25 protein-coding genes are annotated in these 25,490 nt (G+C 52.8%); 14 read left to right on the top strand and 11 right to left on the bottom strand.

What is annotated here, in order from left to right; all coding sequences use genetic code 11:
• Positions 1-3: 3 nt before the first annotated feature.
• Positions 4-1,404, bottom strand: coding sequence for a DEAD/DEAH box helicase (locus tag ACFSSA_RS14665; RefSeq protein WP_386821337.1), 1,401 nt, complete (start codon positions 1,402-1,404; stop codon positions 4-6).
• 261 nt (positions 1,405-1,665) lie between these two features.
• Between ACFSSA_RS14665 and ACFSSA_RS14670 the strand changes: the two genes are divergently transcribed.
• Entirely contained in the window at positions 1,666-2,598 is a 933-nt protein-coding gene (locus ACFSSA_RS14670; protein WP_386821338.1) for a hypothetical protein, read from the top strand.
• Between the two features lie 72 nt (positions 2,599-2,670).
• Here ACFSSA_RS14670 and gpmI read toward each other — a convergent pair whose 3' ends face one another.
• Together gpmI and ACFSSA_RS14680 are read right to left on the bottom strand one after the other, a co-directional pair.
• A complete protein-coding gene (gene gpmI / locus ACFSSA_RS14675) occupies positions 2,671-4,206 on the bottom strand; it encodes a 2,3-bisphosphoglycerate-independent phosphoglycerate mutase (protein WP_386821339.1) in 1,536 nt (511 codons plus the stop codon).
• A gap of 75 nt (positions 4,207-4,281) precedes the next feature.
• Entirely contained in the window at positions 4,282-4,731 is a 450-nt protein-coding gene (locus ACFSSA_RS14680; RefSeq protein ID WP_386821340.1) for a deoxycytidylate deaminase, read from the bottom strand.
• 121 nt (positions 4,732-4,852) lie between these two features.
• On the opposite strand from ACFSSA_RS14680, the gene rarD reads away from it, so the two are divergent.
• The 6 genes from rarD (at position 4,853) to ACFSSA_RS14710 (ending at position 10,354) form a co-directional block, all read left to right on the top strand.
• Positions 4,853-5,713: an EamA family transporter RarD gene (rarD, locus tag ACFSSA_RS14685; protein ID WP_386821342.1), complete on the top strand. Its 861-nt coding sequence runs from the start codon at positions 4,853-4,855 to the stop codon at positions 5,711-5,713.
• A gap of 24 nt (positions 5,714-5,737) precedes the next feature.
• Positions 5,738-6,442, top strand: coding sequence for a zinc ribbon domain-containing protein (locus ACFSSA_RS14690; protein WP_386821344.1), 705 nt, complete (start codon positions 5,738-5,740; stop codon positions 6,440-6,442).
• Positions 6,439-7,386, top strand: a complete 948-nt coding sequence (locus ACFSSA_RS14695) for a phytoene/squalene synthase family protein (protein ID WP_386821345.1) — start codon at positions 6,439-6,441, stop codon at positions 7,384-7,386. Before ACFSSA_RS14690 ends, ACFSSA_RS14695 begins: the two co-directional genes overlap by 4 nt.
• A gap of 44 nt (positions 7,387-7,430) precedes the next feature.
• Positions 7,431-8,441, top strand: coding sequence for a sugar phosphate isomerase/epimerase family protein (locus ACFSSA_RS14700; protein ID WP_386821346.1), 1,011 nt, complete (start codon positions 7,431-7,433; stop codon positions 8,439-8,441).
• Between the two features lie 27 nt (positions 8,442-8,468).
• Complete coding sequence (locus ACFSSA_RS14705; RefSeq protein ID WP_386821348.1) at positions 8,469-9,620, top strand: Gfo/Idh/MocA family protein; 1,152 nt, start codon at positions 8,469-8,471, stop codon at positions 9,618-9,620.
• 125 nt (positions 9,621-9,745) lie between these two features.
• Positions 9,746-10,354 (top strand): hypothetical protein, encoded by a 609-nt coding sequence (locus ACFSSA_RS14710; protein WP_386821349.1) that lies wholly within the window; start codon positions 9,746-9,748, stop codon positions 10,352-10,354.
• A 24-nt stretch (positions 10,355-10,378) separates the two neighbouring features.
• Here ACFSSA_RS14710 and ACFSSA_RS14715 read toward each other — a convergent pair whose 3' ends face one another.
• Complete coding sequence (locus ACFSSA_RS14715) at positions 10,379-11,644, bottom strand: valine--pyruvate transaminase (protein WP_386821350.1); 1,266 nt, start codon at positions 11,642-11,644, stop codon at positions 10,379-10,381.
• Between the two features lie 121 nt (positions 11,645-11,765).
• On the opposite strand from ACFSSA_RS14715, the gene ACFSSA_RS14720 reads away from it, so the two are divergent.
• Positions 11,766-12,923 carry a MalY/PatB family protein gene (locus ACFSSA_RS14720; protein WP_386821351.1) on the top strand — a complete coding sequence of 386 codons (1,158 nt, stop codon included), beginning with the start codon at positions 11,766-11,768 and terminating at the stop codon, positions 12,921-12,923.
• Between the two features lie 20 nt (positions 12,924-12,943).
• On the opposite strand, the gene fmt is transcribed toward ACFSSA_RS14720, so the two are convergent.
• A complete protein-coding gene (gene fmt / locus ACFSSA_RS14725) occupies positions 12,944-13,849 on the bottom strand; it encodes a methionyl-tRNA formyltransferase (protein ID WP_386821353.1) in 906 nt (301 codons plus the stop codon).
• A 148-nt stretch (positions 13,850-13,997) separates the two neighbouring features.
• Here fmt and ACFSSA_RS14730 point away from each other — a divergent pair, with 148 nt between their 5' ends.
• Entirely contained in the window at positions 13,998-15,797 is a 1,800-nt protein-coding gene (locus tag ACFSSA_RS14730) for an FAD/NAD(P)-binding protein (RefSeq protein WP_386821354.1), read from the top strand.
• 292 nt (positions 15,798-16,089) lie between these two features.
• Here the strand turns inward: ACFSSA_RS14730 and ACFSSA_RS14735 are convergent, their stop codons facing one another.
• Complete coding sequence (locus ACFSSA_RS14735; protein WP_386821356.1) at positions 16,090-17,283, bottom strand: glycerate kinase; 1,194 nt, start codon at positions 17,281-17,283, stop codon at positions 16,090-16,092.
• A 107-nt stretch (positions 17,284-17,390) separates the two neighbouring features.
• Here ACFSSA_RS14735 and ACFSSA_RS14740 point away from each other — a divergent pair, with 107 nt between their 5' ends.
• The 4 genes from ACFSSA_RS14740 to ACFSSA_RS14755 all read left to right on the top strand — a co-directional run bounded on the left by ACFSSA_RS14740 (position 17,391) and on the right by ACFSSA_RS14755 (position 19,551).
• Positions 17,391-18,005, top strand: coding sequence for a 50S ribosomal protein L25 (locus tag ACFSSA_RS14740; RefSeq protein WP_386821357.1), 615 nt, complete (start codon positions 17,391-17,393; stop codon positions 18,003-18,005).
• Positions 18,006-18,118: 113 nt separating this feature from the next.
• A complete protein-coding gene (pth, locus tag ACFSSA_RS14745) occupies positions 18,119-18,736 on the top strand; it encodes an aminoacyl-tRNA hydrolase (RefSeq protein ID WP_386821358.1) in 618 nt (205 codons plus the stop codon).
• A complete protein-coding gene (locus ACFSSA_RS14750; RefSeq protein WP_386821359.1) occupies positions 18,720-19,007 on the top strand; it encodes a 30S ribosomal protein S6 in 288 nt (95 codons plus the stop codon). Before pth ends, ACFSSA_RS14750 begins: the two co-directional genes overlap by 17 nt.
• A gap of 67 nt (positions 19,008-19,074) precedes the next feature.
• Entirely contained in the window at positions 19,075-19,551 is a 477-nt protein-coding gene (locus tag ACFSSA_RS14755; RefSeq protein WP_386821361.1) for a single-stranded DNA-binding protein, read from the top strand.
• 79 nt (positions 19,552-19,630) lie between these two features.
• Here the strand turns inward: ACFSSA_RS14755 and ACFSSA_RS14760 are convergent, their stop codons facing one another.
• From ACFSSA_RS14760 to ACFSSA_RS14780, 5 genes are all read right to left on the bottom strand, one after another.
• On the bottom strand, positions 19,631-20,563 hold the full coding sequence (locus tag ACFSSA_RS14760) for an aspartate carbamoyltransferase catalytic subunit (protein ID WP_386821362.1): 933 nt from the start codon (positions 20,561-20,563) through the stop codon (positions 19,631-19,633).
• Complete coding sequence (locus ACFSSA_RS14765; protein WP_386821363.1) at positions 20,553-21,401, bottom strand: hypothetical protein; 849 nt, start codon at positions 21,399-21,401, stop codon at positions 20,553-20,555. Before ACFSSA_RS14765 ends, ACFSSA_RS14760 begins: the two co-directional genes overlap by 11 nt.
• The gene (gene purD, locus ACFSSA_RS14770; RefSeq protein WP_386821364.1) at positions 21,398-23,200 is read right to left on the bottom strand and encodes a phosphoribosylamine--glycine ligase; all 1,803 of its coding nucleotides are present in this window, start codon (positions 23,198-23,200) and stop codon (positions 21,398-21,400) included. Before purD ends, ACFSSA_RS14765 begins: the two co-directional genes overlap by 4 nt.
• 142 nt (positions 23,201-23,342) lie before the next feature.
• Complete coding sequence (locus ACFSSA_RS14775; protein ID WP_386821366.1) at positions 23,343-23,708, bottom strand: hypothetical protein; 366 nt, start codon at positions 23,706-23,708, stop codon at positions 23,343-23,345.
• 112 nt (positions 23,709-23,820) lie between these two features.
• The gene (locus tag ACFSSA_RS14780; RefSeq protein WP_386821367.1) at positions 23,821-24,711 is read right to left on the bottom strand and encodes a phosphodiester glycosidase family protein; all 891 of its coding nucleotides are present in this window, start codon (positions 24,709-24,711) and stop codon (positions 23,821-23,823) included.
• A gap of 110 nt (positions 24,712-24,821) precedes the next feature.
• Here ACFSSA_RS14780 and ACFSSA_RS14785 point away from each other — a divergent pair, with 110 nt between their 5' ends.
• A complete protein-coding gene (locus ACFSSA_RS14785; RefSeq protein ID WP_386821369.1) occupies positions 24,822-25,430 on the top strand; it encodes an LON peptidase substrate-binding domain-containing protein in 609 nt (202 codons plus the stop codon).
• The last annotated feature ends 60 nt before the right edge of the window (positions 25,431-25,490 follow it).

Raw genomic sequence — 25,490 nt, forward strand, 5'->3', positions numbered from 1 at the left:
AGACTAGACGGAATAACGGGAACCGCCCGAGCTTTGGCGAGCAGGGCGTCTGCTTCCACCTGAGCGGGGGCCGACGTTGTTACCGCCACTTCTGCGGGCACCACTATTACCGCCACCCGAATTGTTTTTGGCACTGTTCGGGGATTGCCCTGCGCGGTTTCCTCCGCGTCCGCCACCGCCGCCCTGGCGTCCGCCACCCCCTTGTTTAACCTTGGGCGGTTTGAAGCCGGAACGGTGTTTTTCCACCAAGGCGTCGCTGTGCCATTCATGGGTCGTATCCCGTGGAATCGTGTCCTTGATCAGTCTTTCGATTTCGCGGAGAAATTCGATTTCGTCTTCGGCACACATGGAGATTGCAAGACCTTCGGCACCAGCACGTCCGGTGCGGCCGATCCGGTGCACATAGGCTTCCGGTTCGTTCGGGAGGTCATAATTTACCACTAGGCCGACATCCTTTACGTCGACACCACGTGCGGCTACGTCTGTGGCGACCAGCACCGGAATGATGCCTTGCTTGAATTTTTCCAGAGCTTTCTCGCGTTGAGCCTGGGATTTATTGCCGTGGATAGCTTCCGCGGTATAGCCCGCTGCGGTGAGAGCTTTCGCAAGTTTATTGGAGCCGTGTTTGGTGCGGCTGAAGACGATGGAGAGCCTCGCGGAATCCGCTTGGCTTTGTTTTTCCAGCAAGGTCTGCAAGAGATACATTTTATTGCCGCGGTCTACGAAGCAAAGCTTCTGTTTTATGCGCTCCGCCGTGGTTACCTCCGGGGTGATGGTAACCCGCGCCGGGTTTTTCAAAATACCTTCCGCAAGCGAAACGATGTTTGGCGCTAGAGTGGCGGAGAAAAACAGAGATTGTCTCTTCTTCGGAAGAAGCGCGACGATGCGTTTCACATCCCGTAAAAAGCCCATGTCCAGCATGCGGTCGACCTCGTCCAGGACGAAGAACTCCACCCCGGAAAGATTGACGTGGCCTTGGTCGATCAAATCGAGCAACCGCCCCGGAGTGGCAACGAGGACATCGACGCCGGAACGCATGGCGGAAATTTGCGGGCGCTGGCCCACACCTCCGTAAATCATGGTCTGGCGGAAGCGGACTTTCTGTCCGTAGGTGGCAAAGCTTTTCGCGACTTGTCCCGCAAGCTCACGGGTGGGTGTCAGAACAAGGCAGCGGCACTGCTTGTTAACGGTGTTCTGCTGGTCGTTATTAATTGCGTTGAGAATGGGAACAGCAAAAGACGCCGTTTTTCCCGTGCCTGTCTGGGCGCATCCCAATAGATCGCGGCCTTCCAGGAGTAGCGGTATCGCTTGGGCCTGAACTGGCGAAGGAGTGGAGTATTCAAGTTCTTTGAGAACTTCTTTCAAGGGCGCGGCAAGAGCCATCGCTTCAAATGTAGCGGTCATATCTTAGTAAAATGCCTGCCTCAACCGTTGATCGGTGGCGGGCGGTGTCGATGAGTGCAGGGTGAACCTCTTACAATCTCTCATCGATGAAGACCGGAAAAAGTGCGATCGCGTGAATTGCGATCCAGGACGGGAAATTTTTCCGTCCAGCGGTTCCATAACCTTTATTCGACGATTGGCAATATTTTTCTCACTTGTGGAATCTTATGGAAAAATGATTGTTAATTCCCATCCGTTGCCATCGTATACCACATAAATATCATGAAAAAACTCCCATTATTGCTTGCTGCCGTAGGGCTCTGCCATCCACTTGCCCATGCCCGGATCTGGACATCGAACGACGGTCGCCATCTTGAGGCCGACTATGTCTCCAGCAGCGAGGATGACGTTAAGGTAAAACGGAAGACGGATGGTAGGGTGCTGACGCTGCCTCTTTCTTCGCTCACGGCCGCGGACCGTCTCTATGTCGAAGGTCAGGCGGAGGAAAACGCGCAGAATGCCACCGACAAGGGTGAGGTGGAGCTGCCGAAGGACGTGGCCGAATTGGTGGCGGAAAAGGGTAAGCTTATCTTCGATGATAATTTCAATCGGGAGGATAAAGGTGAGAAGGACGATCTCGGCGAGGATTGGTCTACCAGCAGTGAGTCGCGGGCGCAGGGAGATAAGCAGAATGATCTGGTTGACGGGACATTGGTCATGACCATTTCGCCTCTGGCTGATCATTCGATTTCCACCCGCCACGATTTCGAAGAATCGTTCAAGAATCTGGTGTTATCCCTGAGATTCATGTTGCCGGAGGACGGTTCTTTGAAGCTGGCGTATAATGATAAAAATCACAAGGAAGTCCATGCGGGGCATATCAACGGAATCACGATCCGGACAAACAGCATTCACTTGGACGACGAGCGGACAGGTCGTTTCAACCTGAAGTATGCGGATGACAAAAGCTCGCCTGAGGCAAAAGCCGCTATGGCCGCTTCTTCCAAGACTTTCCCTCTCAACCTCAAGAACGACCGCTGGTATGAGATCGTGACCTGGCACAACGACGAGACGCTCACCGTTTATATCGATGGGAAAGAAGTCGCATCTTTCAGTTCTCCCGGTTTTGGACATGAAACAAAGCAGAACTTCGCCTTCGCAGTGCCCAAGATTGCGGTCGTGGATGATCTGAAGATGTGGGAGATCAAAGAATAGCATTCGGCCCGGACATCCAAAAAAAAGCCCCGGATATTCATTTCGGAGTTTTTTTAAGGAATATTCGGAAGCTCAGCTGAGCAAAGATTTGCCAGTCATTTCAGCAGGTTGATCGAGACGGAGCATCTCCAGAAGAGTCGGGGCGACATCGGCCAGGATGCCGTCATGCATTTTCTTCGTGGAGGCATCGTCCGCCACATAAATGATTTCCACGAGGTTCGTCGTGTGGGCTGTGTTCGGCGAGCCATCCTCGTTACACATAAACTCACAGTTTCCGTGATCCGCGGTGATAAGGAGCTTTCCACCGAGGCGCAGTGTTTGCTCGACGATCGCTTTGACCGATGCATCGATCGTTTCACATGCCTTCTTCGCTGCCTCGACGACTCCGGTGTGCCCGACCATGTCCGGATTGGCGAAATTGAGGATGACCAGATCGAAGTCTTTCAAGTTTTCCACAACGGTCTGGGTGACTTCCTCAGCCGACATTTGTGGTTTGAAATCGTAGGTCGGGACATCTTTTGGGGAAGGAATGATGAAACGTTTTTCCCCGGGGTTTTCCTGTTCCACCCCACCGTTGAAGAAATAGGTGACGTGGGGATATTTCTCTGTTTCTGCGATTCTCATCTGCTTCATTCCGGCTGCGGCAACTGTCTCACCCAGTGTCATTTTGAGCGATTGTGGGGTGAAAATCGCATCGCACGGATACTTTTCGTCATAGACAGTGAGAGTCACATAATGGACATCGGGCACTTGGCCGCGATCGAATCCATCGAAGTCCTTCATCAAAAAGGCCTCTGACAATTCGCGGGCGCGGTCTGCGCGGAAATTGAAGAAAAGGACGGCATCGCCATCGCGGACACGTTGTGTCTCAGCCTCGGTAAAGACCATGGCCGGCATAAACTCGTCGGTCTTGGATTGGGATTCGTAGATTTCGGCCACAGCTTCCGAGGCGAGGATGTCCTTCTTCGCACCGATGCCGTGGACGATCGCGTCCCAGGCAAGTTTCACGCGATCCCAGCGTTTATCGCGGTCCATCGCGAAGTAACGGCCAACGACTGTCGCGATGCGGGCTCCGACCGGTGCGGTGGCATCCTCGACCTGGGACAAGTAGGCGGCACCACCGGTTGGCGAAGTATCGCGGCCATCGGTGATGGCATGGATCATGATATCTTTCACTCCTGCCGCGCTGGCGAGCTTGGTGATGGCAATGAGCTGATCCTGGTGGGAGTGCACTCCGCCGTCCGAAACGAGGCCCACGAGATGGAGCCTGCCGGATTTTGCTTTTTCCAATGCCTTCTGGAAATTGGCATTATCGGAGATTGTTCCCTCTGCAATAGCTTTGTTGATACGGGTGAAATCCTGATAAACGATACGCCCCGCACCAAGATTGAGATGGCCGACCTCTGAGTTCCCCATCTGACCTTCGGGCAAGCCGACATCCATGCCGGATGCGCTGAGGAAGCTGTGAGGATATTGGGAGAGCGTTTCGTCGGTGAAAGGGGTATTGGCGAGAAGAACGGCGTTACCGTCTTTCTCGGCGGTTGCTTTGCCGCCTGGATTGGTTCCCCAACCATCGCGGATGATGAGCACTACTGGTTTCTTAGGCATGGAACTGGCTGTAATGGTAAAAGCGTTTATGGTCAATCGTGATTGAGGGGCGGGAAAGCCAAGGATGGCCGGCTTTTACTCCTCCGGGATAAGGTAATCGGACATTGGGAAATCCGTTACTTGCTGAAGCGTCACGCCATACAGTGCTGCGATTTCCGGAGCATCGGAGGCATGGTAAATCTCTTGATAATAGATTTCCTTGATCCCGTAGGCGCAGAGTGTCTGCATACAGGCGGTGCAGGGCATCGTCGTTGTAGCAATGAGTTTTGCATCTCCACGGCGGAAAAGTGAGCAGAGATTGATTTCCGCGTGCAGCATGAATTTTTGCCGCCCCTCGCGATCCTTCCAGAAATCCGGTGAGGGATCGAAGCCCGGTGCCAGGCCATTGTAGGCTGTCGCGATCACACGATTATCATGATCCAAGGCGGCTGCACCGACTTTCCGGTAGGGATCTTCCGAGCGGAGGCTGGCGACGTGGGCCAGGGCCATGGCGTATTGGGGAATGCTGAGACGGGGCTGGGACACGGTGGTAGCTTTGATTTACAGGACGGAAACATCAAGAATAAGACTCTCTCTGCTCCAATCTCCAGTTGCAAGCGGAGCGGCTTGGGAATAGTTCAGTGCCGTGACGGGAAATAACAGGGGATTGATCTCAGCGCTGCTCTGCTTCGGCCTGTGGGGCGTGTTGCCGATTTATTGGAAGCATCTCGATTTCATAAGCCCGCCTAGTCTCGTTGCCCAGCGGACGATTTGGACCTGTCTGGCGATGTGGCCGTTGTTGTGGTGGCGTGGTATCGGCGTGAAAGGGGATCTACGCACGATCTCATGGCATTTTCTCTCCGGCCTGCTCATTGGTGGAAACTGGCTTCTCTATGTATGGGCGGTGGTGAGTGAGCAAATGATCGAGGGGGCGCTGGGTTACTATATCAATCCGTTCTTCAATATGTTGTTCGGTCTGATCTGGTTTGGAGAAAGACAAAACCGGCTTCAGATGATTGCCATTGCGGTCGCTTTCTGTGGGGTGCTGATGCAGATCCCCGGGGTGGGACATTTTCCGTGGCTTGCGCTCTCAATTGCGCTGACGTTCTCTCTCTACGGCGTGGTAAGAAAACGATCTCCGCTGGGAGCTATCGATGGCCTGACCGTGGAGACGAGCGCTTTGGTTCCAATTGCGGTGGGGTGGTTGATTTACCAGAATTCCAATATTCCGGAGGCCTTTGGCGGGAGTTGGGAAAATGCCCTGTGGCTCGCTGGCACCGGAGTAATCACGGCGTTTCCACTATTGTTCTTCGGTTATGCCAGCCGCACGATCCGGCTGAGCACGCTCGGAATGCTCCAATTCATCGGTCCGACCATTCAGTTTCTTATCGGTTGGAAAATGTATGGCGAGCCGATGTCCACACCCAGGTTATTATCTTTCGGGCTGATCTGGCTGGCAATCGGGCTCTACGCATATAATGCCATTTCGCGCAGGCAAAATGAGCGTCAACCGATGCTTGCGGAGTAGGCTCCCGGCGGATAATCCTTCGGCATGTTGGAAGAGATCCGTGGATTATTGATTTTACAGGACAGAGACAGGCGTTTGCTGGGTTACCAGAAGGAACTGGCGAAGCTTCCACAGGATGAGGCTCGCGCAAAAGCCAGGCTAGCAGGGGATACCGCGAACTTGAAAAAGGCTCACGATGAGCTGAAAGCGGCAGAGCTTAAGGTCAAGAAGATCGAGATGGATGTGCAAACCCGGCGCACCACCATCCAGCGCCTCCGCACCCAACAATTCGAGACGAAAAAGAACGACGAATACAATGCCCTCGGCCACGAAATCACCCGCTACGAAAAGGAAGTGGATACTTTCGAAACTCTCGAGCTGGAAGCAATGGAGGAAGTCGATATTTTCCGCAAAAAACATGCGGATGCCGAGGGGGAACTGGCGAAAACCCAGAAGATCGTTGATGAGGATCTTGCTCTGATCAAACAACGCAAGGCGAAGACCGAGGAACTCGTCTCCGAGGTGCAGGCGGAGCGCGACAAACTTGTTCTGGATGTCTCCGATGACTATCTGCCGATTTATAACAAACTCATGAAATCCAAGGATGGCATGGCAATTGCGACGTTGAGAAACGGGCAATGCACAGGCTGTCACGTCAAGGTCATCGCTTCTACCGTTATCGCTGTGCAAAGCGAAAAAGAAGTCACCCAATGCGAGAATTGCGGGCGTATTCTTTCGGTGGACGAATGATGAATGCCTCGCTGGAAACGGATATTCTAAAAGGAGTCTCCCGTTCTTTTTATCTTAGTTTGAGATTTTTGCCGGTCCCGATGCGTCGCCCGGCAGTCATCGCATATTTGCTCGCACGGACAACGGATACCATCGCTGATTCCGCCTCCGTCCCCCATACGGAGCGGATGGAGCGGCTGACTGTTATTCTTGAAGATCTGCGTCACGGAAGAACGGATGCGGAGATACCGGCAGGACTGATCTCATCCACACCACTCATCAGGGAACGGCAGCTTTTGGAAAGCTATTCCCGCCTGATGGAAGCTCTTGTGTCCTTGAGTATTGCGGAAATCGGTTTGATCCATGAAGTATTGAAAATCATTGTCAGCGGACAGATTCTGGATCTTGAGCGATTTGGCACCAGGACAGGGGAAGAGATCAGAACATTGGCCAATCCACAGCGGCTGGAAGATTACACATGGAGAGTCGCCGGATCTGTGGGCGAGTTCTGGACAAAGCTTGGCTACCTCACGCTACGGGAGAAATTTTCCAGGGAGGATCCGGCAATCCTGCTGACGCATGCCGCTAAGTATGGGCAAGGGCTGCAGCTTGTAAATATTCTCCGTGACCTGCCCGAGGATCTTGCCCAGGGGCGGTGCTATCTGCCGGTGAAAAATCCGAAGGATGAGCAGGAACTAATGGAAAGCTTTTCAGCCTGGAGACAGCAGGCAAATGTTTGGGTGAAACATGGCAGGCAATATTCGGCGGCACTCGGAACGGCACGTCTGAAAATCTCCAGTGCATTGCCGGCGATGATCGCCATGGAAACGCTGGAGCAAATCGAAGGAGCATCATTTTCACAACTCAGTGAGCGCATAAAAATCCCCCGAAAGCGTGTTTACAGGTTGATTTGGCAGGCTTGGCTGGAAAGTCTGAAAGCATCCGGCGGATCCTACGTATCATAGCGGGATCCGGAGTTGAAAATTTTCATAAAAAATCCACGGAATTCATGAACGACTTAAAATTACACAATGCCATGTGGCCAGGCTTGGTCGGTAAGGAAGAAGGCACCGATCACCCACCGATTTCTCTCGATCGCATGCTGGAGCTCACCGCTGCGGCAAATGTCAACGGCCGTAAATATGATGGTGTGGACTACTTTCTCTTCCATCCACACACGGATCCCGACGCATCGGAATCCGATTTACGGAAAATCGCCGACAAGATCGCGGCAAGTGATCTCAAGGTCGGCACCTTGGTCGCACCGGTATGGCCCGGAACAGTCGGCGGTTGTTCCTTCGGTGGTAGCGAGGACAGGAAAAAATTTCTTCTGGCTGTGGAAAAGGCCTGCCGCATTGCAAAGATTTTCAACGAGCACGGAGTCCGGGAATACGGTAATATCCGTATTGATACAGCGGGTAGCGTTTCCGAGTGGTCGGAAGATCCAGCGGGAAACACGAGGAAGATTGCCGAGACCTTCCAGGAAGCCGGAAAAATAGCTGCGGACAGCGGCGAGCGCCTCGCGGCGGAAGGTGAGATCTGCTGGGGGGGGATGCATTCATGGAAGGTCATGCTGCAGACTCTCGAAGCCGTGGGAATGCCTGAAACGGTAGGTTTCCAGGCTGATCTAGCCCACACATATCTCTATCTCATGGGGCATAATGCTCCTGAGGCAGCCCTGCTGAAGAAAGGCTATACCGGAGAAGAATTCTGGGCAGCCTACACGATCATGACTGATGCGTTGAGACCGTGGACCATTGATTTCCATGTCGCCCAAAACGACGGGACCGTTCACGGAACAGGCTCGCACGATAAGACCGGCCGCCATTGTCCGGCGGACGATCCAAACGGTCTCCTCGATATCGCGAAGTGTTCGAGCTATTGGCTGAAGGACTACCAGAAACGTGGTATAAAACACATCTGCTGGGACGGCTGCATGTTCCCGAATGATGTCCTGGAAGACGCCCACACGTGGAACGCTATTCTGAAATCCATGATTTCCGTCCAGGAGGCGATCTAATTTTCAAAACCTTCAAATCCATCCAATATGTCAAAAAAAGAAATACGCATCGGCCTCATCGGCTACGGCTTTATGGGCCGGACACACTCGAACGCTTACTCCCAGATCAGCCATTTCTTCGATACCCGGCACGTTCCTGTCCGGCAGGCGGTCTGCGGTCGCGATGAGGAAAAGGTGAAAGCTTTCGCTGAAAAGTGGGGCTATGCATCTTATGAAACGGATTGGCGTGAGCTTGTGAAGCGTGAGGACATCGATGCCATTGATATCTGCACACCAAACAATTCCCATGCGGAGATCGCTCTCGAGTGCATCAAGCACGGCAAGATGATCCTTTGTGAAAAGCCGCTGGCCTTGAATGGAGAGCAAGGTGAAAAAATGGTGGAGGCGGTGGAAAAATCCGGATTGCCAAACCTTGTCTGGTATAATTACCGCTTCCTGCCTGCCGTTACGCACGCAAAGAATATTGTTCACTCCGGCGAGCTTGGACGCATTTTCCACTACCGAGCGAATTTCCTCCAGGACTGGACCATTTCCGAGGATCTACCGCAGGGTGGAGCCGCCTTATGGCGTCTTGATGCTGCATCAGCGGGCTCCGGTGTTACCGGGGATTTGCTTGCCCACTGCATTGATACTGCAAGGTGGATCAATGGAAATATCGTTTCGGTATCCGCGATGACTGAGACATTCATCAAGGAACGTCTCCACCAGGAAACAGGCGAGAAGCATCCGGTTACCATTGATGATGCATGTGCCTTCCTTGCGCGGTTTGAAAACGGCTCCTTGGCGATTTTCGAGTCCACCCGTTATGCACGTGGCCATAAATCTCTCTACACGTTTGAGATCAATGGTGAGAAGAAGTCACTTGCGTGGGATCTTCACGATCTGAACCGCCTCGAATACTTTGATCATGGAGTTCCCGGTGACCGCCGCGGCTGGAGCAGCATTCATTGCTCTGATGGAGATCATCCCTATGCGGGCAATTGGTGGGTGCCGGGTCTATGCCTGGGCTACGAGCATTCCTTCACCCATGCTCTGGTCGAGTTTTGCAAATCGCTGGATGATCCAAGCGCGGAAAAGCAGTATCCGGATTTCCGCAATGCGCTGGGCACGCAATATGTCTGTGATGCCGTTCTGGAATCCGCCCGCACGGGTCAGTGGGTTGATGTCAAGATAGCCTGAGAAAAAGTTACTTTCTGTGTATAGAAAGCCTTCGCGGATTCTTATCTGCGGAGGCTTTTGCGCGATCCGGCGGAAGGTTTTTTCAGTGCCTTGCCAATTGTGTGGGAACGCGGATAGTATCCGGTATGGATAACATCTCCCCGGAAAGCACAGCATCAGCTATCGCTGAGCCTCGGCGTAAGATTTCCTGCCTCCTGGTGGCTGGTCTCGCTTTGATTCTCATCGTGGTTCTTGGTGTGGCCACATGGTTTTGGTTCAATCGTCCGATCAAGCCGGTAGAGCTGACCCAGCAGGAGACAGAGGTCCTTCAGGATAAAATTGAGACCATTGAAGAACTCACTTACGAGGAAGGTAGTAAGGAAATTGTTCTCAGCGAGCGCGAGTTGAACGGTCTCATCAACCAGAACACCAATCTCGGGGAAAAGCTGAAACTCACTCTGGCGAACGATGAGATCCATGCCCGGATAGAGACAGATCTCGACGAGGATTTACCCGTTGTCGGTGGCAAAAAGCTCAAAGCCAGAGCAAAATTTACGGTTGATAGCATTGACGGGAAACCTTCTCTGGTTTTGGACGATTTCACTGTCTGGGGTGCATCGCTGCCAAATGATTGGCTGGGAGGCATGAAGGGGAAGGATCTTCTTGGAGAAATCTTTGGCAATGGCGCCGGGATTGGCGGAATTGAAGAATTGCGCATCGAGCGAGGCCAACTGGTCATCAAGCTTGCGGAATAGGAATATGGCCTCCATGGCTGGAACTCAGCGCAGGGTGGCGATTACTTCTTCGGCGATGATTTGAAGTCCGTCACGCACGATCCTCTCGTCCATTGCGAAGGATACACGAATGCACTCGTGCCGGTGCTGCCAGTTTTCTTCATCACAGCCAAAGAAGAAATGATGCCCGGGGATAACCAGGACCTCTCTTGCTTTCAGGCGTTTATAGAGCTCATTGGAGGTGATACTGAGGCCCGGAAACCATAGCCAGAGAAAAAGCGCACCTTCGCTCAGATGCATCCGCCATGGAAAATTTTCCTGGAAAATATCGCGCGCCGCCTGCTGGGCGATTTTGGATTTATTCTCATAATAAGGGCGTATGACGTTTTGGCTGAGAGATAATATTTCGCCATTTTCGATGATCGGGAGCACTACCTGTGGCCCCGTATTGGGGTTCGAGAGGCCGATGATAGCCGTCATTGACGAAACCGCTCTAATGATCTCCGGGGAGCCGATGACAATCCCGGTCCGCGTCCCCGGAAGTCCCAGTTTAGATAGACTGAGCGTGAGGATAATATGCTCGTCCCAGATGGGTTTTACATCAGTGAAAATAATGCCGGGAAAGGGTGCGCCGTAGGCGTTGTCGATGATCAAAGGGATCTTGTTTTCCTCTGCCAGATCGGAAAGACGTTTGATTTCGTCATCCGTAAGAACATTGCCGGTCGGGTTGGTGGGGCGCGAAACACAGATTGCGGCAATGTCGTCGCCCAGCTTCATACGGTCGAAATCGATGTGATACTTGAATTGATGCTGCCCGATTTCTTCGATTTCAGGTTTCAGGGCATGGAACATTTCCGGATCCAGTCCCTGCGCCGCGTAGCCGATGTATTCCGGAACCAGCGGGAACAGAATTTTCTTCTTCTGCCCATCTGGCATGGTTCCCGCCAACAGGTTGAACAAATAGAAAAACGCAGTCTGTCCGCCACTGGTCAGGGCAATGTTTTCTTCGCCAAGATTCCAGCCAAACGAGTCTTTCAACAGATTTGTAATTGCTGAAATGAAGCGCGGATTACCTTGCGGAGGATCATAGATACTTAGGAGGCGTGTGGAATCCACGCTGTTGCACGAAATTTCAGCGAGGCGGTTTCTCCATATTTCATTGATCTCCGTGATCTGTGCTGGCTGTCCGCCGCCGAGCATTTTCAGGTCTGGTCCACCATTGGCTAATGCCTGGCCCAGATCGTCCATCAATTCGCCGATTCCGCTGCCGCCAGCAAGTGCTTGGCCGATGTTTGAGAAATGATAAGTCATAGGATTCTGCCGCTAGCTTCGGGTATTTTTTGCGGAAAGCCAATAAGGCAGCGCCATCAGGTGCTTTTTATTCCGCTTGGCGGTTGCAATACAGGGCTGTGGGGGGCATTTTCCGGGCGAGATGAGTTTTGATTTCGATACGGTAGTGGCACGGCGCGGGACAGGTTGCATCAAGTATGATCGTAAGCCGAATCTGGATCCTTTCTGGGTCGCGGATATGGATTTTGTTTCAGATCCTGCGATTCTAAGCGCGTTGCACGAGCGGGTGGATCATGGAATCTTCGGCTATCCGCAGGCACATGTCGGCTTGGTCGATGCGATCCGCGGATATCTCAAGACCCGGCGCGGTGTGGAGCTGAAAGAAGAGCATCTGATCCATCTCGGAGGGTTGGTTCCGGCGCTTTCACTTGCTGCGAGAGCATTCTGTGGCGATGGGGGGGAGCTGATGACCTGCACGCCGGTTTATCCGCCGTTTTTAGGTGTTCATCATGATGCCGATGCAAAATTGCTCACCGTCGATCACATCTTCAAAAACGATCGCTGGGAGTTCGATTGGGAGGAGATGAAAAAGGCGGTTTCTCCCAATACAAAGCTATTTCTTCTCTGCAATCCGCAAAATTCGCTGGGTCGCGCTTTTTCCGCGGAGGAGGTCACCAAACTCGCCGGGTTCTGCGAAAAACACGATCTGGTATTGGTTTCCGATGAGATCCATTGCGACTTGGTTTTCGATGAGGAGACGACTCCGCACTTTTCTGCCGCACAGCTACCGGAGGCATTGGCAAAGCGTTCGATCACGTTGCTTTCTCCAAGTAAAACCTGGAATATCGCGGGACTTGGCTATGCCTTCGCCCTCATTCCCGACGATTCGATACGGCGTAGATTTAATGCGGCACGGGGTCACACGTTGGCGGAGATCAACGCCCTCTCTTATTATGCCGCAGAGGCAGCTTACAAGGAGGGTGAGCCATGGAGACAGGAGCTGGTTGCATACCTCAAGACGAACCGTGATGAGTTGGTAAGATTCATCAATGACGAGTGCGAGGGTCTCAAAATCCACGCTCCGGAGGCAACCTATCTCGCATGGATCGATGCCCGTGGATTGGGCGTGGAGAATCCCGCGAACTTCTTCGAACAGGAAGCAGGGCTGTTTTTGTCCGACGGAGCATTTTTTGGCTGGCCGGGCTATGTCCGTTTCAATTTCGCCTGCCCTAGATCACGGATGTTGGAAGGGCTGGAGAAAATGAAAACTGCGATCGAAAACCTGCGGACAGGTGCTTGATCTGGGGATCGGCTGGCGAATTACAAACTGTTTGAGAAAGCGGCAGCAGACATCTGTTTGCCGCCTTCCGGCTGGACCTGGGTGAGGTATAGCGATTTATCTCCGCATCCGAGCAGCAGCTGACCCTCCACAACCTTTAGTTCGCCGGCGGGCAGAGCTTGATCGACTACAGAGGTCGGCGGAAAAATTTTCAAACGCTTGGTTTTTCCTTTGATATCGACTTCCGTGAATGTCCCCGGCCATGGATGATATGCACGGATCCGGCGTTGGAGCTTCTCAGCGGAAGCTAGTAGATCAAGGCGGCCATCCTCGCGTAAAAGCTTCGGGGAATAGGTGACCTCTTCCGGATTCTGGGGGGTCCCCGCATCGGGGTTTTCCATAAGAGTTTTCAGAGCTTCGTCCAGAGCGTCCGGACCAATTTCAGCGAGACGATCGTGAAGCTCTCCTGCAGTTTCGTCCGGGCCGATCGGAATGCGTTTTACGGCCACGATGTTGCCCGCATCCAGTTCCCGGATCACATGCATGATTGTGATCCCTGTCTCGGTATCACCATTGTCGATGGCGGATTGAATGCAGGAAGCTCCGCGGTATTTGGGCAAAATGGATGCATGTAGATTGATCATCGCTTTCGTTGAGGCATTGCGGACGGCCTTCCCAAGGATTTGGCCGTAAGCCATGACAATGGAAAAATCAGGCGCGAGTTTGGTCAGCTTTTCTCTGATTTCTTTGATCTTTTCCGGCTGCCAGACCGGTATTCCGTGTCGAAGAGCGATGTTTTTGATCTCCGGAGGAACGGTTTTACTTTGACTGCGACCAACCGGCTTATCGGGCTGCGTGATGAGAAGGCACGGCTTGGGCCCGTTCTCGATAAGATGGCAGAAGGTCGGGATGGCGATGTCTCCGGTGGCAATAAAAGCTACTTTCATGTGAAAAGCCGCATTGAAACCCTTACTGTCCGGAACGCCAAGAAAGATAACTGTCTGAGCGACAGGTAAGGCCAAAAGAGAAAAAACCGGAAGTTTTCGATCTGTCGGTTGACGGGCATGCGAAGCTGCACGATTCGTTGTTTCAACTATGAAAAAACTCGGGCGGCTAGGCGTGATCGGCAGTGGACCTTCAACGGTTTATGTTTTAAAGCATCTGATAGATTCCGTCGATATTCTAGGAGGGGGGCTGGAGTCTCTGACAATCTATGAACGCGATGAGTTGATGGGATACGGGATGCCCTTCAATCCGCAAACAACGGATCGGTATAATCTTTCGAATATTGCCTCGGAAGAGATTCCGGAGCTGCCTGAAAGTCTGTTTGAGTGGCTTTCCGGCCAAGATGCCGAGCTATTGGAAGGCTGGGGGATCCGGCAGGCAGAACTGACTGCTTCCGAAGTCTATCCGCGGTTGGCGCTCGGCGGGTATTTCCATGAGCAATACAGGAAACTCGTCTCTGCTTTTTCCGAAGCAGGGATTCAGGTCACTGAGAGGCCGTGCTGCGAGGTTTCCGATATCAAAGATTTTCCGGATGAGGGTAGGGTCAGGGTTTTCACCGAAAATGGAGAGGACGATTATGATACATTGATCGTTGCCACAGGACATTCATGGGGCAATGAGGACCGAACGGATGAGGGCTACTATGCCTCTCCGTGGCCGATTTTCAAAATTCTTCCGGGCGAAGGCAGCTATTACAATTTCACTGTCGGGATGCTCGGAGCGTCTCTGAGCGCGTTTGATGTCGTCTCCTCATTGGCACACCGGCATGGAGAATTTTTGCCCGATGGAGATGGCTTCAGATATCAACTTCACGAGGGTGCCGAGGGATTCCGCCTCGCCATGCACAGTTCGGAAGGATGGTTGCCGCACCTGCAGTGGGACCAAGTGGAACCTATGCGGGAAATTTACAGGCATACGACACGTGAGCAGCTTTTCGGGCTTTTGAATGAGAAAGGATTTCTACGGTTGGAAACCTATTTCAACCAAGTCTGTAGGCCCGCGCTGATCAAGGCCTTTGCATTGGACGGCATGGGCCGAATGGTGGATTTGCTGAACCGCGAAGACTTTGATTTCGATGATTTTGTTGAAGAGATGTCCGTTCGCCACGATTATGTGGATTCCTTCGAGGGAATGCGGAAAGAAATGGCCGAGGCCAAAGACTCTGTGGAGAATCATCGGCCGATCCACTGGAAAGAGGTTTTGGATGATCTGATGTATTGTCTCAATTATCACGCGGAGATTCTACCGGCGGGGGATCATCTCTTTTTGAGAAAGACAGTAATGCCTTTCCTCATGAATGTGATAGCAGCGATGCCATTGCAGTCGGGACAAATTCTTCTGGCTCTGAATGATGCGGGGATTCTGGACTTGGTCGAGGGAAGGGTGACGGTAGACAAAAAGGCATCATCCGGGGCGGGTTGCACGATGGTCAAAGTCGAAAACGGGAACAAAACCTCCGAGATAGCTTACCGCATGTATGTCGATTGCAGCGGCCAGAAACCCATGGAGCTTCACGATTATCCGTTTCTTGGTTTGGCTCAGGCAGGGACTGTCCGTTCAGCCCGTGCGCCATTTTTAAGTGCAGAAAGAGCAGCCAGGAGCCATCAATCAAATCCCGATCTCATCTTTTATGAGAAAGGTATACCTTATTTGAAAACTGGAGGAATAGATATCGATTCGGCATACCGTGTGGTGGGTGCCGATGGCTGTGCGAACCCGAGGATCTACGATATATCCTTTCCCCATACTTCCGGTGTGAGACCGTATTCCTATGGGCTCCAGGCTTGCAGCGCGACAGCCGGCATTCTGGTGGAAGCGTGGGCGAAGGATGGAGGAGACACTGGCGAAGGCGAGTTGAAGCAAGTGTCCAAGCTATACGGAAAAATCTAACACCACCTGGATCGTGGGTTTTCCCGCTTGATACAAGAGCGTCGCCATAGATAGTTTGGTTTTCCTAATGTTCAGTCCTTATAATATACTCGCTGGCCTGATTTTTGGGACCATAGGTTTGGGGTCATGGCGATATGGGAAAGCCCTCGAACGTTGGAAGCCCATGGTCATCGGGGTGGCCCTGATGGTATATCCCTATTTTATCTACAATTCATGGCTGCTTTGGTCAGTGGGAATTATTCTTTTGATCGTGCTTTGGTTTCACCACGATCGCTGATCTCGTTCCCATTCTCTATCGGATCGATTGAAGGATGTGAGCCAGGCGGTTCGCTGCTTTTTCCAATAATTCAGGCGCGTCCGCCATTGCTTTTTCGAGACTCATCGGAGAATTCATGATTGAGCAAATACCGTCGAAATGCTCCTGGAGAAGCTCGTCATCCTCTATTTTTCCTGCCAGTGCATACACAGGAATATCATGCTTTCGGGCGAGTTTTGAAACTCTATGGGGTGTTTTTCCCTCGAGGGTCTGCGAGTCAAGGGAACCTTCCGCGGTAATGACCAGATCCGCCTTTGAAATCCGGCCTTCCGCGTCGAGTGCTGCTGCAATGGAATCAAAGCCGCTTTCCAGTTCCGCCCCACAAAATGTCATCAACCCGAAGCCCAACCCTCCTGCGGCTCCGGCTCCGGGAACCTCCGAGTAAACATTTCCCAGATGAGTTCTAACAAGATCGACAATTCTGGAAAGCCCTAGCTCGGCGGTTTTAAGTTCGCCGGGAAGCAAGCCTTTCTGCGGGCCATAAACGTTGGTAGCTCCTCGCTTGCCAAGCAAAGGATTTGCCACATCGCAGGCCACGACAATTTCCGGAAGAGTCATCATCGCAGATGCATCGATGGAAGCCATAGCATCGATATTTGCGGGGATGGGTTCGACTTCCTCGCCCGCTGAGTTGAGAAACCGGCAACCGAGTGCCGCTGCCAGCCCGATGCCGGCATCATTGGTCGCACTACCACCGAGGCCTACGATGATTCGATTGGCTCCGGAAAGCACAGCTTCACGGATAAGCTGACCCACACCATAGGTGGATGCCGTGGCGGGAAAGCGCTCACTTGCAGATAAGCGCCAGAGGCCATTCGCCTGGGAAGATTCAATGATTGCTTGAGAGGGGAGACCGGCGCTTTCTTCGATAAACAGCCAGGCAGCCTCCACCTCCCGGCCCCTTGCGTCCCTGACTACGGAACGCATCGTTTTTCCAGGAACTGCCTGATGGAACGCTTCCAGGATCCCTTCTCCACCATCGGCGAGCGGAAGCAAATCATAGGTGGCGTCCCGGAAGACTTTGCTGAAGCCGTATTTGATGGATTCGGCTGCCCGGATGGCTGTGAGAGAACCTTTGAACTTATCTGGAGCAATAACGATGTGCACGGATGCTTTTGTTGCGGAAACGGGGTAAAAGGTCGAGAAAAGGCAACCTTTTGTTTGAAACAACGAACAAATTTTTGACAAGCGGACAATTGCTGTTTAAAGAACGCGCCCCGCATGAGGAAATTGCTTCCTGCGGAAACAACGATTCATCTACAAACAAATCTTTCGACATGGCCAAGAAGACAACACTTAAAGCGGCACTCCGCCTCCGCAGCGGTTCTGGAAAACTCAAGCAAATGCGCCGTGAAGGCTGGCTTCCAGCCGTGGTTTACGGTCGTGGCGTCGAAAACGCCAATCTCAAGATCGATGCAAAGACATTCTCCGAGGTCCTTGCACACAGTTCTTCGGACAGCATTCTTATCAATCTGGACGTGGAGGGCGAAGGTGTTCGTTCCGTTTTCCTCAAAACCATCCAGCACGATTCCCTTTCCGGCGCCGCTCTTCACGTGGATTTTCTCGCTGTGGATGACAAGACTGAGATCACTGCAAACATTCCGCTTCACCTCGTGGGTGAGTCCAAAGGTGTGAAAGCCGGCGGTATCCTTGAGCAATCTTCCCACACGATCGAGATCACCTGCCTTCCTAAGGATCTTCCGGATTTCCTTGAGAAGGATATCAGCAACCTCGACAATGGAGATTCCCTTCACATCGGGGATCTGGCTTTCCCTGAAGGCGTGAAGCCTACCCACGAAGGCGATGTGGTTGTCGCACACATCGGCAAACCTGCTGCTTTGGTCTCCGAAGAAGCTTCCGACGCTCCGGAAGCTGCTGCAGTTCCTGCCTAATTTCCGGCATCGCGCCAAAAGATTATAAATTCTCAGAAAAACGTCCGGGGTATCTTACTTCGGACGTTTTTTATTTGAAGAACCGCGCGGCTAGAGAACTAATTGCCACAAATATGAGTATCTCGATGGTTATCGGCCTGGGAAATCCAGGCAGGCAATATGAAGCAACCCGTCATAATGTTGGCTTTATGCTTTTGGATCGTCTTGCAGCGCAGGATGGAGCCGTGTTCAAGTCAGAGCCAAAATGGCAGGCACATATCGCAAAGCTCGGCGACGGGTTGATTCTGGTGAAACCCCAGACGTTTATGAATTTGAGCGGTAGGTCGGTGCGTCAGATACTAACATTTTATAAGTGGCAGCCCGATAGGATACTCGTTGCGTATGATGACGTCTCATTGCCTCTTGGACATCTAAGATTCCGCGAAAAAGGCTCCGCTGGCGGGCATAACGGAATCAAATCCATTATCGAGCATTTGGGCGGGGATGGATTTGCCAGATTGAAAATGGGAATCGGTGCCGCACGCAGTGGAGAGATGACAGGTCACGTGTTGGGAAAATTCTCCTCTGATGAGCACGAAGACTTAGAAAACATGCTTGCCACTGCGCAAGAAGCCGTTCAGGTTTCGCGCTCCCAAGGTATTGCCTTGGCCTCGAACCGTTTTAATACACCACGGATTAAAATACCGCGTAACCAACCAACAAAGAATAACGAAGATGAGCCGCAAATATGAAGGTCTGATTGTCCTGACAACCAAGAACCAAGAAGGCAGCATGGATGACTTGGTCTCCGCTGTTGCAAAAGACATGGAGTCCTCAGGAGCAAAAGTTGAAAACATCAACAACATGGGCCGCCGTGAATTCGCAAACACACCGCGCAAGATCACTGGTGCCCATTACGTGACCTACACAATTTCTGGCGAACCTGATTGCATTTCCAAAATTCAGGAGAAACTTGCCCTTAACGAATCTGTTTATCTGAATCAGTTCAATCGCGTTGCCTGATTCGGCGAGTCGCATTGAAAAGATCAGCAGCTTTATATCCACTACCTAACTTTCTATATTTCCCATTATGGCTAATTTAAACAAAGTAATGCTGCTCGGAAACCTCACCCGCGATCCGGAATTGAGACACACCCCGAAGGGCTCGGCCGTTGCCGATCTTGGAGTGGCAGTGAATCGTAAAATTCAGGATGGAAATGGTGGATGGAAGGACGAGACGACGTTTGTCGATGTTACCGTTTGGGGAAGTAGTGCGGAAAACGCACAGAAGTATCTTACCAAGGGCCGGGGAGTCTTCATCGAAGGGCGGCTCCAGATGGATACCTGGGATGACAAAGCCACAGGCCAAAAGCGTAGTAAGCTGAAGGTTGTGGCAGATAATCTCCAGTTTCTACCCGATGGAAGAGGTGGAAATGGCGGCGGGAGTGGCTCACGCCAGGCTTCCAACGACTACAATAACGGATCTGATTCACATAGCGGTGGCCGTCAAGGTGGCTCCGCTGCCCCGATCGATGATTATCAGGAGGATGACGATATCCCGTTTTGATTTCTTGAAGGATCTATTTTCCAAAAAGGCGGTCAATTTGGCCGCCTTTTTTTGTTCCGGGATTAGATAGCGGAATATGTCACATATGGGATTCGTTGGAATTCGGTTTCAGATAGTAGAGCACGGCCATCCGAGCGGCGATGCCGTTCTCAACCTGATCATTGATGAGCGAACGTTCGTAGTCCATTACTGCATCGCAGAGCTCGACACCACGGTTCACAGGGCCCGGGTGCATGAGATAGAGACCGCGTTTACGGATGTCTTCCAAGCGAGCATCGGTGATGCCATAAAGACGGTGATATTCCCGGAGTGAAGGGAAAAAGGGTGCATCTTGTCGCTCCATTTGAACGCGGAGCAAATACACGATATCGGGCGACCATTTCATGGCGTCTTCATAGCTGGTAAAACGCCGGATTCCTTCCGGCCCGTTTCTGGGATTAAGTGATCCGGGACCGAGAAAGGCAACGTTGACCCCAAGTTTTTTGAGGATACATGAAGTCGACCGCGCAACGCGGGAATGAAGGATATCACCGATGATGAGGACTTTCTTGCCTGCTGGATCAGAAAATTTCTCCTTGATGGTAAATGCATCCAGCAAGGCTTGTGTCGGATGGGCATGGGCGCCATCGCCGGCATTGATCACAGATGCATTGGTTTGCGCCGCGATCGCTGCCGGAAGCCCGGAGCGGGAGTGGCGGACAATGATATAGTCCGTGCGCATCGCTTGAAGGGTCTCCACCGTTTCCCGGACGGATTCTCCCTTGGTCACAGAGGAATGGCGGACATCGAAATTCGTAACATCCGCGGAGAGACGCTTTGCCGCGACTTCGAAGGATGAGTGGGTGCGGGTGGATGGCTCATAAAAAAGCGTCAGCACAGACTTTCCCTTTAACGCTGGCACTTTCTTTACCGAGCGGGTGAATAGTTCCTTGAACGGGATTGCCTGATCAAGGAGGAGATCGATTTCCTCTCTCTTTAGCGATGAGATATCCAGAAGATCTTTACGGGCCATAATTGAAGAGTGGGGCGTAGTGAAGACCCCCGAAGACGAGGGTCATGATGATGATGATTGCCAGAAAAGCCGCATGGTGGCGGGAACGTTTCTTTTTTATGAAAATGTAACCCGCCAGCGTGATGGATAGCACGATGAGAGCCAGAGGAGTGATAGGATGGGCTGTCCTGGAAGCAGCGGCGGCAGCTCCGATTGCGACTCCGTAGGAGACACTTAAAAGCAAAGGATGGGCGGTGATGCTGCGCAGATGCATGGCCGGGTCCTGAGCGTTTGCAGATAGGTGGCCCAAAGCCTCCCTACGGCGAATTTCCTCAATATCCCTTTGCGCATGACGTTGTGCCGGGAGGGCGGTCTTCTGTGTTACCGCCGGTGCAGGAGCAAGTGGTAACTCGTTCTTACGCAATGAATGAATCGGTTGAGACTCGATTTTAGCGACTGGAGTAGGTGAATCGGAGGGTAAATCGAGATGGACGATTTCTTCCTCCCCAAGAGGCAAGTCCACGACTTCAACGGGGGATTGGTCGGGATGGGCCGGATCCAGGATCGGCAATGGCTGATCGGCCAACTGCGCTTCCGGTGGTGCGGTGAGAAGGAGATCCGATTTACTATCGGATTTGCCGTTGTCCGAGCTTGGTGCTGTGCGGTTTTCGGGGGCGGGAGTCTGCTTATTCGCCTTCTTCGGCGGTGGGGTGGGGAGCTCCGGTGTCGCCGGTGAAGGCGGCGAAATTGGAAGAGAACGCTGCCCTGGAGAACCAAGCGGCGGAATGGAATCTGGTATACCCAGACCCTCTCGCAGTGCGACGATTTCCGCAGGGCTTTTTTTCTTCTTCGGAATCATGGTTTCTGCGGTGTGACGACCCGGACGAGATCCTCACCATCGGTTCCTTCCAGAGACACGTGCACATGGTCGTGACGGTTGGTTTCTAGGTCGATTCCGGTATAGGTCGCGTGGATGGGTAATTCCCGGTGCCCCCGATCGATGAGGACTGCCAGCTCGACTTTTGCCGGGCGGCCATAATCGGAAAGTGCATCCAGAGCTGCACGGATGGTGCGTCCGGTGAAAAGCACATCGTCTACCAGAATGATATGGGCGCCATCAATGGGGAACGGAATATCACTTTCCTGAAGTTTGGGATTTTCACGGAGGTGTTCAAAATCATCGCGATAAAGTGAGATATCCAGAACCCCGAAATTGAGGTCACGATCATCCGCGGAAAGCCGGGTAAGCAAACGCTCCGCGACTTCATCACCGCGCGACCGTATCCCGATGAGCGCGATCGCGGACTCCGGGTTCGCTTTGCGGATTGATTCAGCAAGAGTTTCGATACCATTGGCGATATCGTCGGGGGTCAGGGTCAAACGAATGTTTTCAGCCGCGTGGGATTTTGCATCGGGAAAGTTTAGGATACCGATGTCCGTGCGGCGTTGAAGACCGGGGAAGGAGATTTGATCGGCCGCCGCATGAGCCGCATTGACTGCGGACATCCGGTCCGGTCCCTGGGCGACGCAGGCCAGAACCCGGCCGCCATTGGTTTGCCATTCTTCGCCACTCCGTTTTGTGCCGGAATGAAAGACCTGTTGCCCGGTGTTTTCCAGCCCACTGATTACATCACCCGAGCGAGAGCTTTCCGGATAGCCATGGGATGCCAGAATCACACAGACCGACCATTGGTCTGAAAAGGAAATGAGCTGTTTGTCGAGTTTGCCTTTGGCGCCGTTGAGGCAGAACGAAGCGAGGTCTCCACTGAGCAGAGGCATCACCGCCTGGCATTCCGGATCGCCGAAGCGGCAATTGTATTCGATGACTTTCGGGCCATCGGGAGTTAGCATGAGCCCGAAGTAGAGGAAACCACGGTATGGAAGTTTCTCCGATTGCAGCGCCGCGACAGTAGGTGCGACAATGGATTCATCGATGATTTCCAGAAGTTCCTGGGAAATGAGTTTGCGGGACGCAACCGCACCCATTCCACCCGTATTCGGGCCAAGATCATCGTTTTCCAAACGTTTGTAGTCACGGGCAGGAGTCAGAATGAGATACTGGTCATCGACAATGGCAGCGAAGATGGAGACTTCCGGGCCGACGAGGCATTCCTCAACCAACAATCGACCGGGACCGAAGCGCTTCTGGGTGAAAACCTCATCGAGGAACTCGAGAGCACTTTTTTCGTCCGGACAGACGGCCACACCTTTTCCTGCAGCAAGCCCGTCAAATTTTAGAACCGTCGGGTATTTGCCGTCGATTGCCGCAACTGAGGATTCAAGGGAGTCGCAGGCGGAGGCGGATGCGGTCGGAATATTGTTCCGGAGAAGGAAATCTTTGGCGAACTCTTTGCTTGCCTCCAGTTGCGCGGATTCCTTCGGCGGTCCCCAGCAAGGAATGCCATTTTTTTCACACAGGTTGGCCAGGCCGTCTCCGGTGACCAGGTAGGATTCTTCTCCCGCCACGCAGAGATCGATTGAGTGCTCGGTCATCCATGAAATCAAGGAGGGCAGATCCGTGGCCGTGGTTGGCCGGGCGATTTCAAAAATGGCATCGCTACCGGGAAAGGAAAAGAGCTCGGGCTTTTGCGGAGAGAGTGAGAGGGTCTGGATGAGTGCGTGCTCGCGGCCGCCTTTTCCTACAACAAGTATTTTCATCTCCGGATGTTTTGCGAGAAATGGAAGTGAACCGCAAGGATGAAGCGTTGCCAAAAAAAAGATGCTCCAAAGACGGGACGGTTACTCACAAAAAAACCATCCAATAGGATGGTTTTAGAGATGATCAGATTCGCCGCCCGACCTAGAGTGGCTTCGGAGGCAGCAGTGAACCATCCATGTCGCCTTCAGTGATCTCCGGAAGCGTTGGCTCTTCAAAGTTGCCGGGGATGAATGACCAGAAGGAACGTTTGCGTTTTTGCTCGAAGGCAAGGGCACGCTCCTTCCCCAAAGGCATGTCCTGGAGGTCCTCTTCGCGCACTTCCACGACATTCACTTTGTTTGGACGAAGGTCTGCCAAAGAGAATTCTTTTACGCTTTTTCCGGCGTTGGACGCAGTTTCCTGGACGCTTTTGGTCGCATTCGCTGCTGTGGATTTAACGGTGTCCAGAGCTCCGCACGAGCCAAGCAGAATAGGCAACAGGACTCCGGGAATAAAATATTTTAGCATAGCTGGCTGATTTTTTTGCGTTAAACGGGTGCAAGGGGACTACACGCAGTCTCTACCATTGATCGAATCGTGTCCAGTCGCTGTTTTTGTGACATAATCGTCACTTTCCGGATCAGCGGCTTACCAGAATGAAAAAATTTCGCACCGGCCGATTGAGCAATCCGCGGCGTGTGAGCGGGCCGCCGGAGATGGAGGAGGAAATGTAAAGATCGGTCGAACGGCCGCCGTCCAAATTCAATGCCTGGCGGACGTTCCATGGGGCGGGAGAGCCAGAACCGAGGGCGCTGCCGAGCGCTGCCAAGCTGCAGGAGGATGTCCGGCCTATCCACCAGCGTGTCCCGCCATCGCTAAGTAGAATCGATCTAACCGCGCTTTTTTCCGGATCAAGTCCGCCGATGGTTTTCCCGTTCTCGACAAGCAAAGGTCCGGCTTGCAAAAGCTCCTTGGAACTTTCCACGGCCGAGCGGGAGCTTCGCCTCGAAATAGAGGCCGCACCCGCACTTGAGATCCGGTAGATTCCGCTTCCCAATGATGATGCGGAATTCCACCCACCGGATATCTTTCCCTCGGAAATTACCAAGCCCAAAGGAGCACCCTCCGGGGTGAAGAAACCGGCATTGATCGCAAGAAGGGCGTTTGTCGCGTGTGCCACACTGGCGGAATCCGCGAAACGGGAACCGGGACCATTGGCTTGATCAATGACTTTGAGGAGATGTGTGCGCGAATCGTAGGAGACGCCTTCAAATTGAATCCCGGCTATGGTCTTTCTCGAGATGTTCGGCTTATCGGCAGGGCGGGAGAGCTCGCCATCGGGGACGGCGGAAGGGGAAACGGTTGCCGGAGAAGATGATGCCGCCGGTGATGTCGGGTTCCCGGGGTGTGGATATCGTTGATCCGGGACCGGAGAATTGGAATTTGATCGAATCAGTGGCTCGGCAGGTTGGCACGAAATGACTGCCAAAGAGATCAGGGAAAGGATCGGTTTTTCAAAAACGCCAAACATGCCGTGATCTAATCCGATCAAGGAACGACCCGCAAGAAGGGAGATTTTTTTGAAACTCCTTGTGGGTTGCGAGTCCATTTTGCTGGTGTAATGATCAGGGAATGACGGGTTTGAGTTTGCCGAGAAAGTGCGGGGTGATGTTGTTGCCGGATTGCACGTTGTTTCCGCATGGTGGGTTGCCGCTGTATGTTTTTGAAGAGCGGTATCGCAGGATGTTGGAAAAGGCGCTGGAAGGGGAATGTGTCTTTGCCATCGCACGAATCAAAGAGCATGGGAATGGCGGGGAAGATGAGATTTCCCACATCGGCACGGCCGGATTGGTGAGGGCTTCCCGTCAGCGGGCGGATGGCACTTCCGAGCTACTGTTGCATGGGGTGATCCGGGTGAAATTCCTGGAATGGCTGGATGAAGAAGATTATCCGTGTGCGCTGATCGAACCTTTGCCGTGCGAACCACTTGACGAGAAACAGGGCGCGGCCGCGATGAAAACTCTTCGCGGAGCCGTGGAAGACGGACTGGCGAATCTGCCTACCGATGTGCAGGCCGGTGTTCTGACATTGCTTGACCAAGCAGATGAGCCCGGGCTGATGTCCGATCTGGTGGCTCAGCAGTTTGTCCACGATGTGGATCTGCGGCAGAAACTTCTGGAAACCAGTTCCGTAGGAGACCGTGTGGCGATGCTTTGCGGATTTTTTGAAAAGATTCGCAGCTCGGATTGAAATAAGATCCATCGTAGTCTTTTCTGGATTGCTAGCGGGCGGATGCGGTGGCTAGGTTCG

The organism is Luteolibacter algae (assembly GCF_042683045.1).
GTDB lineage: Bacteria > Verrucomicrobiota > Verrucomicrobiia > Verrucomicrobiales > Akkermansiaceae > Luteolibacter > Luteolibacter algae.

Bases quoted from the DNA above. Each gene is read 5' to 3' on its own strand.
- pth (WP_386821358.1), top strand. From the start codon at position 18,119: ATGAGTATCTCGATGGTTATCGGCCTGGGAAATCCAGGCAGGCAATAT.
- purD (WP_386821364.1), bottom strand. From the start codon at position 23,200: ATGAAAATACTTGTTGTAGGAAAAGGCGGCCGCGAGCACGCACTCATC.
- ACFSSA_RS14750 (WP_386821359.1), top strand. From the start codon at position 18,720: ATGAGCCGCAAATATGAAGGTCTGATTGTCCTGACAACCAAGAACCAA.
- gpmI (WP_386821339.1), bottom strand. From the start codon at position 4,206: ATGCCTAAGAAACCAGTAGTGCTCATCATCCGCGATGGTTGGGGAACC.
- ACFSSA_RS14665 (WP_386821337.1), bottom strand. From the start codon at position 1,404: ATGACCGCTACATTTGAAGCGATGGCTCTTGCCGCGCCCTTGAAAGAA.
- ACFSSA_RS14715 (WP_386821350.1), bottom strand. From the start codon at position 11,644: ATGACTTATCATTTCTCAAACATCGGCCAAGCACTTGCTGGCGGCAGC.
- ACFSSA_RS14710 (WP_386821349.1), top strand. From the start codon at position 9,746: ATGGATAACATCTCCCCGGAAAGCACAGCATCAGCTATCGCTGAGCCT.
- ACFSSA_RS14690 (WP_386821344.1), top strand. From the start codon at position 5,738: ATGTTGGAAGAGATCCGTGGATTATTGATTTTACAGGACAGAGACAGG.
- ACFSSA_RS14695 (WP_386821345.1), top strand. From the start codon at position 6,439: ATGATGAATGCCTCGCTGGAAACGGATATTCTAAAAGGAGTCTCCCGT.
- ACFSSA_RS14705 (WP_386821348.1), top strand. From the start codon at position 8,469: ATGTCAAAAAAAGAAATACGCATCGGCCTCATCGGCTACGGCTTTATG.
- ACFSSA_RS14755 (WP_386821361.1), top strand. From the start codon at position 19,075: ATGGCTAATTTAAACAAAGTAATGCTGCTCGGAAACCTCACCCGCGAT.
- ACFSSA_RS14740 (WP_386821357.1), top strand. From the start codon at position 17,391: ATGGCCAAGAAGACAACACTTAAAGCGGCACTCCGCCTCCGCAGCGGT.
- ACFSSA_RS14780 (WP_386821367.1), bottom strand. From the start codon at position 24,711: ATGTTTGGCGTTTTTGAAAAACCGATCCTTTCCCTGATCTCTTTGGCA.
- ACFSSA_RS14730 (WP_386821354.1), top strand. From the start codon at position 13,998: ATGAAAAAACTCGGGCGGCTAGGCGTGATCGGCAGTGGACCTTCAACG.
- ACFSSA_RS14700 (WP_386821346.1), top strand. From the start codon at position 7,431: ATGAACGACTTAAAATTACACAATGCCATGTGGCCAGGCTTGGTCGGT.
- ACFSSA_RS14670 (WP_386821338.1), top strand. From the start codon at position 1,666: ATGAAAAAACTCCCATTATTGCTTGCTGCCGTAGGGCTCTGCCATCCA.
- fmt (WP_386821353.1), bottom strand. From the start codon at position 13,849: ATGAAAGTAGCTTTTATTGCCACCGGAGACATCGCCATCCCGACCTTC.
- ACFSSA_RS14720 (WP_386821351.1), top strand. From the start codon at position 11,766: ATGAGTTTTGATTTCGATACGGTAGTGGCACGGCGCGGGACAGGTTGC.
- ACFSSA_RS14760 (WP_386821362.1), bottom strand. From the start codon at position 20,563: ATGGCCCGTAAAGATCTTCTGGATATCTCATCGCTAAAGAGAGAGGAA.
- ACFSSA_RS14765 (WP_386821363.1), bottom strand. From the start codon at position 21,401: ATGATTCCGAAGAAGAAAAAAAGCCCTGCGGAAATCGTCGCACTGCGA.
- ACFSSA_RS14775 (WP_386821366.1), bottom strand. From the start codon at position 23,708: ATGCTAAAATATTTTATTCCCGGAGTCCTGTTGCCTATTCTGCTTGGC.